Here is a 12,474-nt window from a genome sequence, read left to right as displayed (position 1 = left end):
ACCGCGCCGGAGTAGCCTGCCAGGCGCTCGGCCGCCCCGCATTGCACCCTGTCCGTATGCGCGCGATCTGGACTGGCTACATCTCGTTCGGCCTGGTCACGATCCCCGTGAAGCTCTATGCGGCGACCGAGGAGCACGGCACCGGCTTCCATCAGGTCCACGCCAGCGACGGTGGGCGCATCCGGCACCGGCGCGTCTGTGAGCGCGAGGACGTCGAGGTACCGCAGTCGGAGATCGCGCGCGGCTGGGAGCGGCCGGACGGTCGCACGGTGGTGCTCCTCGACGAGGACCTGGCCGCGCTCCCCATCCCGACGCGCAAGACGGTCGAGGTCCTCGGCTTCGTCGACGATCGTGACGTCGACCCGGTCTTGTACTCGAAGGCGTACTGGGTCGGTGCGGCCGGCGAGCAGGCGCAGCGGCCGTACGCGCTTCTCGTCGAGGCCTTGGCGCGGCATGGCACGGTCGCCGTGGCGAAGGTGACGCTGCGGACGCGGGAGCGCCTGGCGGTGCTGCGGCCGCGGCACGGGATGCTCGTCCTGCACACGCTGCTCTGGCCGGAGGAGATCCGGGAGCCGGACGACTTGTCGAGCGCGGCCCCGGTGACGGAGCGGGAACTCGAGCTCGCCGAGCTGCTCATGGACTCCTTGGCCGGCGTCGAGATCCGGGAGCTCCACGACGAGTACGCCGCGGCGCTCGAGCAGTTGGTGGCGGCGAAGATGGCCGGGGCCGAGGTGGAGGAGCCGGCGGAGCCGGTGGAGGTCGTCGACCTGATGGCCGCGCTCGAGGCCAGCATCGCGGCGGCGCGCCGGGAGTGACTGGGCGCGCCGCGGGCGCATGCGTCAGACCGGGTCTTCCTCGTACTCCTGGACCAGGTGCCGAATTCGTCGTCGCGGCGGAAGTGCGGGAGTACGTAGCGTTGCACTCGACGTGGTGGAAGCGGCTTCGCCGACGCCGTGCCGCGGGAGCCGGGGATCAGGCACAGAGCTAGTGGTGTTTGCCCTCTGGCGCGTTCGCCAGCCTGTGCCGCAGGATAAGCCTCCTGGTACGCGCCTCCGGGGGGAGTCTGTATGTCGCTGCTGCCTTGGCGAGTGACGTCACCGGCTGGCAACAGTGTGCGCGGTGGCGCTCGAGCCGCTGAGCCTCAGCCCGAGATCCCTGTGGGTGTCCAGCACGGCACAGCGCGCGCCGGATGGGGAAAAGCCAGAACGGAATACGCCCTGCGTGATCCCGTCCCGGACACCAACCTGGTGACCCGACGTATGGCAGGTGCCGTCCATGCGCGAGTGGACCGGTTAGGTCAAGGCTTGGACTGGCTTGGCCGTTGGTCGGACCGCATACAAGGTCGCGCACCTCGCGCTATCCGTCGTCTCGACGAGCACGCCGGCGAGACGCTGGCTCAATGGGCTTTGAAGAATGTGCTCTATACGCGTAAGCGGCCGGTGCCGTCTTTCGGTTTCGGCCTGTCACCCATTCTCGCTCACAGTGTCGCGGCACGACGTCAGCGCCGAATCCGCATCGCTGCTCTGACCTTCGTCGTAGCCCAACTGACAGTCTCTCACCTGCGGGGTATGGCGGCGATCGTCGCCACGATAGTGCTCTGGCAGTTCTTGTCTGGGCACCGGGGACGTGGCATTTTTCGATGGGGTAGCCGTTCGATCGTCTCTGGCGTCCTGTTCGCAGGCGCTGTTTTCGCCGCGTGGACCCTTGTCCGGCCCTATGTTCCAGTAGTGCATGGGGCTTTGACCGATGCGACACGTGTGGCGCCGCTGCTGATCGCTGCCTGTTCGGTGGTGTATCTGATAGACCGCTGGGCGTCACATGCCTATCTCCAGTCTCTACGCCCAGGGCGTCCCCATATTGGGCAGCGTCCGCACTTGGCGCCCTTAGCGGCAAGGAAGGTCACAGCACTCAGAGTGACTGAGAGATGGCAAAGCATCGCGTACCGCAATGAGAGCGGGACTGACAGGTTCGTCGGGGCCGGTCTCAATGCGTGGGGTAGGGGGGCCACTCGTATCCAGCTGACGCCAGCTCGTACGGCCGAAGAGGGCAGCAGAACCGAGGAGGTCGTCGATGACTCCGATCCCGGCGGCTACCGAAAGTTCGAGGCGGACGAACTACTGGACAAGGTCCGGGACGAAATCGAAGACCTCTGCGGGATCCTTGTCGAGACCCACGCTCTGCCCAATTGCGATGTAGCAGAGTTCCTCGGCGTTCCGGAGAGCCGTTGGAAGAAGCTGTCTGGCGCGGCTGCAAATAATTCTGAGCCCAGTTGGCCCGAAGCAACGGAGATGTGCACCGAGGCCCAGAACCCACCAACTGGGCACTTCGCCCGCCGCTATCTCGCCGCGCAGGTCGTGAGCTGGGATGGCCAAGTGGTCGTCACCGTCTTTGCGCATGCTGCGCTGGAAGGAAAAACCCTCCACTTCGTCACTCGGCCACACATTTTGGCCCCTCTGCTGTCTTCTAGCGATGCACCACCGCCGAAGGGCTGGGCCTTGATAGGACAGATGACTGCAGCCCCCCTCAACGCATGTGGCGACACGGTCGCCCTAGCCGCGCGGTTCTATACCTCCCTCGGACGCAGCCTGGGCCTAATAGACACTGGCCAGCTAGCGGAGCGTATTCAGCCACAGCGTGATGACGGGTTGCCGGTGAGCCTTCGCGAGCATTGCGGCCTGGTGAGAACCAACGACATGCACCAAACCGAGGACGTGCAACGCTACGTTTCGATCCTCCAGTCGCGCATGTTCAGCACAGTGAGTGCGTTCCTTGCGGACCACGGTCTGGCCACAGCGGAATTCCGGCGACAGGCAGTCGCCATCACACAAAACTTCATCACTGGCGATAACAACCAGGTGAACACGGGAACCTTGGGGGGGAATATGCACCAGCAGGGCAGCTCCCCCTCCGTGTCTAGCTGAAGCAACAAGGGAGGCTGACCATGCGACGGCGACGCCCAGCAGAAGCGGTGAATAGTGGACTCAACGTCACCGGCAGTGGAAACCAAGTCAACACCGGCTCCGTTGGCGGTGACATGCATCAAGTCCACACATATGGAACCGGAAAGGAAGCTGCCTTCCTGACCGCCCAGACAACTCTCACGCAGCTATCAGCGGCTTTGGACACGCACGCCGACCAAGTTCACAGCATCACAAGTTGCCGACAGGCCGTCAACCGCCTGGATGAGGAACTCAATAGCCCATCACCGGACGGGCGACGGCTCACTGAAACGCTAGAGATGCTTACGCTGGCTATTGGAGCAGTACCTCCCGTGCTGACCATCGTCTCAACCTTCAGAGGTGTGATCGAGTCCTTGATGAGCTGACCTCGCACGTGCGGTCAGCCGACGCGGCCGACCCGTCTGCGGCCGTTGCCAGGTGGACGGTGCTGGCGTTTTCAGGGCGAGCAGGAGAGCGAAGTAGGTAACCACTGGGACTGGTCGCAATGCAACCTGATCCGCGCGGGCGCTCACAGTCGGGGTTCCGCGTTCGGGCTGGGGGATGGCACGGCGGTGGTGTGGGCGCGGTAGCCGTCGAGGCCTGTGAGGGCCATGGCTGCGAGGGCGGCAGAGATGGCCAGGGCGGCGGTGACGAGGCTGGCGAGGATCGCTCGACGTACCGTGCAGCTCCTCAGTTGAGTCGCCGAACTGCTCGGAGGCCTCGGGTGTGCGGCCCCCGGCTGGTGGTCGTCAGCCACGGGTTACCTCCAAGCGGGTCTTGCCCTGGCCCATGGTGCGGAGAGTGATGGTGAAGCCGGTCGCGGTGAGCGCCGCGGCGTAGGCGTCGAGGGCCTGCTCCTCGGCCTCGGGGGTGTCGCCGCCGTGGATGACGACGACGCGGGCGGAGCGCAGCCTGACGGCGCGGTACCCGGGTCGGGTCCAGGCGCCGTTGGCGCGCTCGGCCCGGGTGTGGCCGGCGGCGTCGAGTACGTCGGTGACGGCCTGGCGGGTGATCGGAGGCGGGGGTCGTGGCAGGGGCGGTGGTCACGGACGTGCGGGCCTTCGTTCCAAGGCGGGGACGTCGACATGACGTGGCACTCCAGCCAGCGAGGGCGCGCTCGTCGAAGGTGTCCTCTGACAGGTACACAGTGCGCATGCTGGCGCTGCTTTGGCGCCGCAGCGACTCATCGCTGCCTGGAAGACGCAGGTCGTCGCCTGAGACTCTCCTCGTCCGAAAGGCTTGTCGCCCGAAACTGGAGGACTCACCATGTATGGGGGCACGGTGGGTGGCTTGACGGGGGGCTCAAATGTCGGAAAACCCGGCTTCACTGCCGCACTTGATCGTGGTATCTGGTCCACTGGCTGGCTCAACGTTTGCCCTGCCCATGGGCCACTGCGAAGTCGGCAAGCTGCCTGGCAACTACGTTCGTCTCGACCTGGAGGGCGTGAGCCGACACCACGCCTCCCTGACTCGCACCGACAGCCACATCACGGTCGCAGACCTGAACTCAACCAACGGGACTTACGTCAACGGTCGACGTCTTGACGGTGTATCCGCCCTCCACGATGGCGACCGGTTGCGCATCGGTGCGGTTGAGCTTCGCCTGTCGTGGCCCCAGGGACCGCGCAGGATCGGGAACTTTGATTTCCGCGACGTTCACGGCTCGGTCAACGCAGGTAGCGGGCAACAATACGTCGCCGGTCGCGACCAATTCGTTTCAGGTCGGGATATGTACGGGGACGATAATCGAGTGATCGTCACCTCCGGCTACGACAACACCGACGAGGCGTTTCAGGGGCAAGGCATCGGCCGCTTCCTTACCATCATCGGCTATCTGATCGCGCTCGCAGGAGCCGGGCTGTTCGTGTTCACCCTCCTCAGCCTCATGGCGAGTGCCGGGCCTCCCGTGGACGACTCAAATCCCTTCGCAGAGAGAAAGCTGTTCGGAGTACCGACTTTCGCACTGGGCTTTGCCGGCGCAGGCATTGGATCAGTTGTGGCTGCGATCGGAAGTGGCATGTCGAAGGTTGCCCGCAAGCGGCAAGAGGAGATCGAGTATCGCAACCGAGTGCGTCGCCCTCGGCGACCCTGAATTTACGGAGCAACGAATGACGGCAAACGGCGATAGCTACCAATTCGGCAATGTGCACGGTCCCGTCAACGCGGGAAGCGGACAGCAGTACGTGGCAGGCCATAACCAGACCGTGCACCATGCCGACCACCAGCGACTACTCGCCGAAGTAACCTCCCTCCGACAAGCCATGGATGAACTGCGGCTGACTGTCCAACAGCGGCAGAGCGCCGAGGGCGAACTCGAAGCCGTTGGGCAAGCTCTTGACGGCGAAGAACCCGACCGAGAAGGAGCCGCCCGGCACCTCATGGCCTTCGCAGCCGGATTGCGAGACGCGGGAGTGCTTGCCTCCGCAGGGGCATCCCTAATCGGCGCGCTTAGCTCCCTCGCACATTGGCTGGGGCCGTCAGGAGCCAGCGTCCTTGCTCTGCTCTGAGCAGGCGGGGCGCAGAACCACCAAGGAGGAACGTAGCCGTCCCACGCGATGAGAACCCGAGGGCACGGACCTGGATCCGAGGGGTATGAGAGTGGCGTCGGCCGCCATGTGTTGTGCTGCTCCGGGCTGTGAGTGGCAGGACCGAATGCTGACGGTGCCCGGGATCGTCACATGTAGTGCCGGATCGTACGGACGCTGACGTCGAACTCGAGCGCCAGGTTATTGGGGTCGTCGCCGTCGCGTAAGCGCTGGACGATCTCGTCACGCTGCTGGGGCGAGAGCTTGGGCGGCCGGAAGACGGGCGAGACGGTCCGCTGGTCGCCGCGCTTGTTCCAGGCCCGGGCCGAGGGACTCGCGCTCACGCTGGGGCCGCCGGGAGCCTGCGGGCGATCCGCTCGAGGAGCTCGGTGCCGCCGTCGACGTCGCGGGCCAAGCGGACGGCCTCCACGTACGGACCGTGGGTCAGGGCCAGGAGCGCGCGGGTCTTGTGGTCGGCTGTCTCGATGGCGGCGATCATGTGGCCGGAGTGTGAGCCGGGGCCATGGCCATACCCGGTGTGTCCGTAGTGGGCGAGGGCGTCGCGGACGATCTCGGGGGTGATCTTCGTGGGGTCGGGCTCGGGGTGGCCGAGGAGTGTGGCTGCGGTGATGCGGGCGGCGACGGCCTCGGCGCTGCCGTCCCAGGTGTTGACGCTGCCGTCGGGGGTGCGCTCCCAGCTGGTGACGGCGAACTCGCTGCCGGGGTGGGGGCGAGGGATGAACTGGGTCCTGAGGACTAGGTCGATGGCCCAGCGGACGGCGGCCGCGGGGGTGTCGATGTCGGCAGGGGGGATGAGGCCGGCGTCGATGGCGGCGGCGAGGTAGGAGCGGGCGGCGACGCGGCTGTCCTGCTGCTCCTTGTCCGTGAGCTGGTCGTAGGTGGGGTGGTGCAGGCGGGTGTGGGCGCGGTGTTGGCGGGCTCGGGCGAGGGCGGTGACGCGGGGGTCGTCGTGGGTGACCTCAGAGATGGCGGTCATGACTTGTCCTGTCCATGCGGTGTGGTGGGTGGTGTGGTCAGTGGGCGCGGAGGTCGAGCTCGAGGGTCTTGTCCGGGTCGAGGGGGACGAGGAGGTGGAGGGGGACTGTGTCGTCGGGGGCGAGAGCGGGGCGCGGGATGGGGACGGTGATCGCGTCGGTGACCGCGGGCTCCGGGGCGGGGGCGGGGTCGTCGTGGTGGACCTCGGCGCCGTTGTGGCGGGTGCCCCAGGAGGTGATGTGCGGGGTGGCGAGCGAGTACAGGCGCAGGGGCAGGAGGAGGCCAAGGTTGAGGAGGGCGTAGAGCGGGGCCGCGGCGAAGGTGGGGATGCGCTCGCGGAGCTGGAGTCCGGGGGCGCGGCGCAGGTAGTGCACGGAGCGGACCCAGGACATGACGCAGACCCAGGTGACGTATCCGGCGAGGATGTGCCAGCCGGCGGGGTGCGTGACGGCGATGGCGAGGGCGGCGATGAGGCCCGCGGTGAAGCCGAGCCAGGCGGCGAGCTCGAGGAGGTTGAGCCACCAGAACAGGCGGCCGATGAAGCGGGGCTTGAGGGCTAGGAGGAAGCCCTCGCGGATGAAGGACTTGCCCCAGCGGATCTGCTGGCGGGTGTAGTGGCCGAGGCGCTCGGGGACGTCGGTGTAGCCGATGGCGGTGGGCGCGATGAGGGACTGACCCTCGGTCAGGGCGTAGTAGGTGAGGCGGCGGTCGTCGCCGAAGGTGGCGGGGCCTTCGAGGAATCGCTGTCCGAGGAAGTCGTGGAGGTGCTTGCGCATGACCCAGCCGCGGTACAGGGCGAGGGAGCCGCAGGCGCACAGGACGGAGCCGAGGCGGGAGTAGGCGACGCGCTCGCCGAGGAAGGCGTTGACGTACCTCATGTCGATGAGCCGGGTGAGGAGGTTGGTGGCCCGGTTGTAGGCGAGGACGAGGCCGGTGACGGCGTGGACGCGGCGCCGGGCCATGGGGCGGAGGAGCTCCTCGACGGCGTTGCGCGCGGCGATGGTGTCGGAGTCGACGGCGAGGTAGGCGTCGGCGGTGGGGGCGTCGAGGAAGCCGGCGGCGAGGCCGTGGCGCTTGCCGCGGTTCTGGGGGAAGCGGATCAGGTTGACGGCGATGCCGGCCTGGGCGAAGCGGGGGCGGAGCTGGTCGAGGACCTGGGCGGCGGAGTGGTCCGTCGAGTGGTCGTCGACGAGGGTGAGGGAGCTCGGGCGCACGGTCTGGTCGAGGAGCGACTCGAGGCACTGCCGGAGCATGGCCGGGTCCTCGTTGTAGGCGGTGATGACGGCGTGGATGGTCATCGCCGGGAGGGGCCGGGGCGGGCGGGCCTGGCGCCCGGGTCTGGGGATGGAGAGCAGGAGCTTGGCGCCGAGGTAGAGGGCGGCGGCGATGCCGTACCAGCCGAAGTGGTGGGCGGTGAGCATGCGGTGCGGGTCCGTTCGCTGGTGGTGGGTGGTCAGATGCCGATGGCGGCGGCGAGCTGGGCGAGGCGGTCGCGGCCGAGCTGGTTCTCGAGGTGGCGGGGCTCGACGCAGTCGGGCTGCTCGCACTCGGGGAGGACGGGGCCTTGGGGGACTTGGCCGGTGCGGTCTTGGAAGGCCAGGACGCGCACCGAGTAGGCGCGGCCGCCGTCGATGTGGCGGGGTGTGCCGTCAGGGAGGGTGGGGCCGGTCCACAGGAGGTGACCCCCGTCGGCGGGCTCGGTGAGCGCGCGCCAGGCCTCGGCCGGCGGGGGCGGCGGGGTCGGGCGGCGGCCCTGCGAGGTGGGGGTGACGCCGAGGGCCTGGCGGTGCTTCTCGACGGTCCGCCAGGCGGCCCCGGTCTCCCGGGCGATGGCGGCGTTCGACAGGCCCCGCTCGAGGAGATCGGCGATGTCGGCTCGGATCCTCACCGGGCGCTCCCGTCCTGGACAGTGGCGTCGGCGCGACTGGGGCGCGGGCCGTCGTCATCGTGCAGGCGCCACCGGGGGCGTCACAGGAAGAACTACGTCAGGCACTCCAAGCCTGGCGCCAGGCAGAGGCCGACATAGAGCAGTTGGAGGGGGGCCGAGACAAACCCTCGGATACCGGGACATAAGCCACGTGTAACTTCCAATTCGTCACATCTACACAAGCTGGACACTTTTGGCTCAAAGTTGTGGTTGCATATCCGGACACCGTTGATCGGGGCCACCGAATCGATCGGTTTCTGGGGGAACTATGCGCGTTCACGTTCTCCGCGTACCAGCCCGCAAACTGCCGGAGGGGGTGCCGCTGACCATGACCGATGAGCCGGACGGCGACATCACCTGCCTCGTCGACGAGCGTGAGCTCGACGACCACGACGCAGCGCGGTTCGCCGACGCGATGACAGATCAAGCTCAGGGATGGGTCAAGCCCCCACCGGAGGAAGCCGGTACCTGGGAGGCCCTTCCCGTCACCGTGCATCGCAGGAAGAACCTGCCGCCAGGCGTTCTTCTGTGGCTCGAGGACGATCTCAGTGCCTTCCACGCCTTCTTCGACGCAGGCCGTTTCAGCGCACCCGTGGTTGAAGCGTTCCGCGTCGAGCTCGTGAAGCGGAGCAAGGTCTGGCGACGCCTCGAGGAGCTTCCAGGTGAGGAATTGACCAGCCGCTGACCGCAGTGCCGGAGGTTCCTGCGGTCGCGCCGCCGACTCGAGCGATCCGCAGGAAACATCCGCACACAGGGGTCAGACATGGCTTACGCAGAGAAGAGGGTCAGCACCGCCAAGGGCAGCAAAGGCAAGATCACTTGGCGGGCGAGGTACAAACGGCCGGACGGTACTTGGGGATCAGAGCCAGGGTTCCCCACGAAGAAGCTGGCCGAGCAGTTCGGCGAAGAGCAGGAAGCGGCCATCAGGGCCGGCCGGTGGGTCGACCCGGAGCGCATGCGCACGCCGTTCGGCGAGTGGGCGCGGAAGTGGATGATGGCCAAGTCACCACGCGGCAACACGACCTCGACGCGATGGGCCCGGTTGGACGCCCACATCCTCCCCCGCTGGGACGAGGTCCCGCTCCGGCAGATCAACTGGTTCGAGGCCGAGGACTGGGCGAACAACCTGGACTGCGACGACGCGACGGCCACCCAGTGTCTGACCATCATGTCGATGATGCTCACCGGGGCCGTCGACGCTGAGTACCTGCTCGTCAATCCCTTAGCAGGCCGACGCCGAAGCCGACCGGCGAGCGTCAAGGCTCAGCTACAGGAGAAGGACGAGAGCAAGTTGTGGGCTCCCCCCGAGGTGGTCCTGCAGATGGCGCGCAGGGCCGGGCCGCTGGACGGGCTGCACATCCTCACCACCGCGTTCGCCGGGCCTCGCTGGGGCGAGAGCCTGGCGCTGACGTCGGCCGCGCTCGGCGAGCGCCGCGAGCCCTTCGACGGCGGGGAGTTCGTCTGCCCGACCCTCAACGTCGTCAACGAGGTGGCGGAATACCAGCCGCGGGACGACGACGGGAACAAGCTGCCCATGGTGATCCGGCTCGAGCAGGTGAAGACGAGGGAGTCGAAGCGGAGGATCGATCTGCCGCCGTTCCTCGCCGAGCTCCTGGCCAAGCATGCGGCCGAGCACAGGCACCCGTATCTGTTCTGCACCAGGAGCGGCGAGTGGTGGCGGCGCAGCAATTTCGGGAAGCAGGTCATGCGGCCGGTGGCAGACGGCCGGAAGGCGTTGCCGAAGTCGAAGGGGCACGCGGAACGGCCGGAGTGGCCAGCCATCATGCAGGGCCTGACGATGAGGGCGATGCGGCACACCCATGACACGTACCAGCAGCAGTTGGGGGTCAAGGCGCCCCTCGAGTACGAGCAGGCGGCGCGATAGGCTCGAAGGGCTGCAGGAGATCTATGAACGGGCGATGCGGGCGCTCGGGTGGGATCAGATCTGGGAGCAGAGTTGATCTCCCGAATATCGCCCAAATGATCTTCATCCGCTGCCACTTCGCTGGTCAGAGCGGTGGCATAGCTACCCTTACAAGGCAGATGTCGGCGGTTCGAAACCGTCCACGCCCACCAGTGAGAAGACCCCCAGCCGGTCATGGCTGGGGGTCTTTGACATCCAGATCTGACATCAACGGCCACGCTCACTCACGGCCGGGACGCCTCCGCAGCAGCCGGCCCATGTGGCTCACGGCCTCACGCTGGGTGTCCTGCACGACGTGCGTGTACACGTTCATCCTGACCGCGATCTGGCTATGGCCCAGGATCTCCATCACCACGCGGGGCGCGACGCCGGCCGCGGTCAGCAGCGCGGTGATGCCGGCGAGGTGGACGCGCCGGGTGCCGTGCTCGATGGAGATCAGGGTGTACAGGCGCTTGAGTGAGACGGTGTCGAGGTGCAGGAAACCGGCGGCGATGATGCCGTGGGCCTGGTGGGTGAGGAACTGGCGCCAGGTCGGGCCGGAGCGTTGCGGGGCAGGGTCGATTCAGGCGGCATGAAGGACTTCCCAGCCTGTGGATGGGGCGATCGGGTAGCCGAGGCAGGCGAGTTCGCCTTGTGTTCGGCGGTGGCCCCAGCTGCTGTTTTCGCGGGCCAAGGGCAGGATGAGCCGCTTGACGGCCGGGGTGACGGATGGGCGGCCGGGGCGACGGTGCTGGGCGAAGGTCCATCTGCGTGCGGCAAGTTGCCCATGCCGGCGCAGCAGTGCGGTCGGGGTGACTGCGAAGGCCGCGCGCCATCGCCCGCGTGGGACCCACCGCGACAGCACGGCCGGCCGGATCCGCTCGCCACGGTGACGGAGGTGGGGTTGCCGTTCACGGTCGCGGTGAACGTACCGGCGGCGTACGTGTGGCTGGTCTGCCCGCTCCCGGTGGCGTCCAGGGCGACGGTGACCGTGGAGCTGCCGTCCCCGAAGTCCACCACCGCTGTCCCGCTCGGAGTGCCCCCGGAAATGCTGAACGTCACCGATTGCTCGCACTTCGGCGACGTGGGTGAGGTCGTCACCGTCAATGGCGAAATCGCCGTCACGTTCGCCGAATTGGCGTTGGTGACGTAGACGTTACTGTTCTGCGCCGCCGCCACGTAGAACGGGAACGCGCCGGCGGGGACGGTGGCCAGAACCGCGTTCGTGGCACTGTCGATCACCGTCACGTTGTTCGAATTTGAGTTGCCGACGTAGACCTTGCCGGTCGGCGCCACCGCTATCCCGAACGGGCCCCCGCCGGCGGGGACGGTGGCCAGGACCGCGTTCGTGGCACTGTCGATCACCGTCACGTTGTTCGAGACGGTGTTGGTGACGTAGACGTTGCCGTTCGGCGCCACCGCGAACACCCCCGGGACCGTGCCGGCGGGGACGGTGGCCAGGACGGTGTTCGTGGCGCTGCTGATCACCGTCACGTTGTTCGAGGTCTGGTTGGCGATGTAGACGTTGCCGTTCTGCGCCACCGCCGCCGCGCCCGGGAACCCGCCGGAGGGGAGGGTGGTCAGGACGGTGTTCGTGGCACTGTCGATCACCGTCACGGTGCCCGCGTTTCGGTTGGCGACGTAGACGTTGCCGTTCTGCGCCACCGCCACCGCGTCCGGGACCGCGCCGACGGGGACGGTGGCCAGGACCGTGTTATTGGTACTGTCGATCATCGTCACGTTGTTCGACGTCGAGTTGGCGACGTAGACCCTGTCGTTGGGCGCCACCGCCAACGCGAACGGGCCCCCGCCGGTGGGGACAGTGGTCAGGACCGTGTTACTGGTGCTGTCGATCACTGTTACGTTGCTCGAGCTTTGGTTGGTGACGTAGACGTTGCCGTTCGCCGCCACCGCGATCATGGCCGGGTCCGAACCGACGGGGACGGTGGCCAGGACGGTGTTCGTGGTGCTGCTGATCACCGTCACGTTGCCGGAATTGGCGTTGCCGACGTAGACGTTGCCGTTCGGCGCCACCACCACCGCCAGCGGGGTCGTGCCCGCCGGGATCGTCACCGTGGAGAACGCCGCGCGTAGGTTCCGCGCGATCGCGTGTGGACCTTGGTGATCTGTTCGGTCAGCTCGGCGTCACGGACCGCGCGCGGCCCTGGGGTGGCGGTGCGGCGG

The 12,474-nt window shown here is 67.3% G+C and carries 11 protein-coding genes and 1 pseudogene; 6 read left to right on the top strand and 6 right to left on the bottom strand.

Annotation, left to right across the window (positions count from 1 at the left end):
• Positions 1 to 56 precede the first annotated feature (56 nt).
• The 4 genes from ku (at position 57) to ABZ312_RS23605 (ending at position 5,031) form a co-directional block, all read left to right on the top strand.
• Positions 57 to 815, top strand: coding sequence for a non-homologous end joining protein Ku (ku, locus tag ABZ312_RS23620; protein ID WP_500438688.1), 759 nt, complete (start codon positions 57 to 59; stop codon positions 813 to 815).
• A gap of 489 nt (positions 816 to 1,304) precedes the next feature.
• Positions 1,305 to 2,921: an AbeC-like domain-containing protein gene (locus ABZ312_RS23615; RefSeq protein ID WP_500438687.1), complete on the top strand. Its 1,617-nt coding sequence runs from the start codon at positions 1,305 to 1,307 to the stop codon at positions 2,919 to 2,921.
• A gap of 20 nt (positions 2,922 to 2,941) precedes the next feature.
• Positions 2,942 to 3,325 (top strand): hypothetical protein, encoded by a 384-nt coding sequence (locus ABZ312_RS23610; RefSeq protein WP_500438686.1) that lies wholly within the window; start codon positions 2,942 to 2,944, stop codon positions 3,323 to 3,325.
• Between the two features lie 920 nt (positions 3,326 to 4,245).
• Positions 4,246 to 5,031: an FHA domain-containing protein gene (locus ABZ312_RS23605; protein WP_500438685.1), complete on the top strand. Its 786-nt coding sequence runs from the start codon at positions 4,246 to 4,248 to the stop codon at positions 5,029 to 5,031.
• 582 nt (positions 5,032 to 5,613) lie between these two features.
• On the opposite strand, the gene ABZ312_RS23600 is transcribed toward ABZ312_RS23605, so the two are convergent.
• Genes ABZ312_RS23600 through ABZ312_RS23585 form a run of 4 tightly spaced genes read right to left on the bottom strand, consistent with a single transcriptional unit; the run spans position 5,614 to position 8,348 of the window.
• On the bottom strand, positions 5,614 to 5,808 hold the full coding sequence (locus ABZ312_RS23600) for a helix-turn-helix domain-containing protein (protein ID WP_500438684.1): 195 nt from the start codon (positions 5,806 to 5,808) through the stop codon (positions 5,614 to 5,616).
• Positions 5,805 to 6,461, bottom strand: a complete 657-nt coding sequence (locus tag ABZ312_RS23595) for a hypothetical protein (RefSeq protein ID WP_500438683.1) — start codon at positions 6,459 to 6,461, stop codon at positions 5,805 to 5,807. Before ABZ312_RS23595 ends, ABZ312_RS23600 begins: the two co-directional genes overlap by 4 nt.
• Before the next feature lie 37 nt (positions 6,462 to 6,498).
• On the bottom strand, positions 6,499 to 7,881 hold the full coding sequence (locus ABZ312_RS23590; protein ID WP_500438682.1) for a glycosyltransferase: 1,383 nt from the start codon (positions 7,879 to 7,881) through the stop codon (positions 6,499 to 6,501).
• Positions 7,882 to 7,913: 32 nt separating this feature from the next.
• Positions 7,914 to 8,348, bottom strand: coding sequence for a hypothetical protein (locus tag ABZ312_RS23585; RefSeq protein ID WP_500438681.1), 435 nt, complete (start codon positions 8,346 to 8,348; stop codon positions 7,914 to 7,916).
• Between the two features lie 367 nt (positions 8,349 to 8,715).
• On the opposite strand from ABZ312_RS23585, the gene ABZ312_RS23580 reads away from it, so the two are divergent.
• The gene (locus tag ABZ312_RS23580) at positions 8,716 to 9,072 is read left to right on the top strand and encodes a hypothetical protein (protein WP_500438680.1); all 357 of its coding nucleotides are present in this window, start codon (positions 8,716 to 8,718) and stop codon (positions 9,070 to 9,072) included.
• A gap of 78 nt (positions 9,073 to 9,150) precedes the next feature.
• The gene (locus ABZ312_RS23575) at positions 9,151 to 10,272 is read left to right on the top strand and encodes a site-specific integrase (RefSeq protein WP_500438679.1); all 1,122 of its coding nucleotides are present in this window, start codon (positions 9,151 to 9,153) and stop codon (positions 10,270 to 10,272) included.
• Between the two features lie 259 nt (positions 10,273 to 10,531).
• Here the strand turns inward: ABZ312_RS23575 and ABZ312_RS23570 are convergent.
• Positions 10,532 to 10,702: pseudogene (locus ABZ312_RS23570) on the bottom strand (site-specific integrase); the annotation flags it as partial.
• Between the two features lie 44 nt (positions 10,703 to 10,746).
• Positions 10,747 to 12,363: a virginiamycin B lyase family protein gene (locus ABZ312_RS23565; RefSeq protein ID WP_500438678.1), complete on the bottom strand. Its 1,617-nt coding sequence runs from the start codon at positions 12,361 to 12,363 to the stop codon at positions 10,747 to 10,749.
• Positions 12,364 to 12,474: the final 111 nt, after the last annotated feature.

The sequence above is a fragment of the Streptomyces sp. NPDC006207 genome (genome assembly GCF_040613835.1).
GTDB lineage: Bacteria > Actinomycetota > Actinomycetes > Streptomycetales > Streptomycetaceae > Actinacidiphila.
Note: the sequence above shows the minus strand (reverse complement) of the source record. Positions and strands in the feature narration are given on the sequence as shown.

Excerpts from the sequence above, each read along its gene's own strand:
- ABZ312_RS23590 (WP_500438682.1), bottom strand. The coding sequence starts at position 7,881 with ATGCTCACCGCCCACCACTTCGGCTGGTACGGCATCGCCGCCGCCCTC.
- ABZ312_RS23580 (WP_500438680.1), top strand. The coding sequence starts at position 8,716 with ATGACCGATGAGCCGGACGGCGACATCACCTGCCTCGTCGACGAGCGT.
- ABZ312_RS23575 (WP_500438679.1), top strand. The coding sequence starts at position 9,151 with ATGGCTTACGCAGAGAAGAGGGTCAGCACCGCCAAGGGCAGCAAAGGC.
- ABZ312_RS23595 (WP_500438683.1), bottom strand. The coding sequence starts at position 6,461 with ATGACCGCCATCTCTGAGGTCACCCACGACGACCCCCGCGTCACCGCC.
- ku (WP_500438688.1), top strand. The coding sequence starts at position 57 with ATGCGCGCGATCTGGACTGGCTACATCTCGTTCGGCCTGGTCACGATC.
- ABZ312_RS23605 (WP_500438685.1), top strand. The coding sequence starts at position 4,246 with ATGTCGGAAAACCCGGCTTCACTGCCGCACTTGATCGTGGTATCTGGT.
- ABZ312_RS23610 (WP_500438686.1), top strand. The coding sequence starts at position 2,942 with ATGCGACGGCGACGCCCAGCAGAAGCGGTGAATAGTGGACTCAACGTC.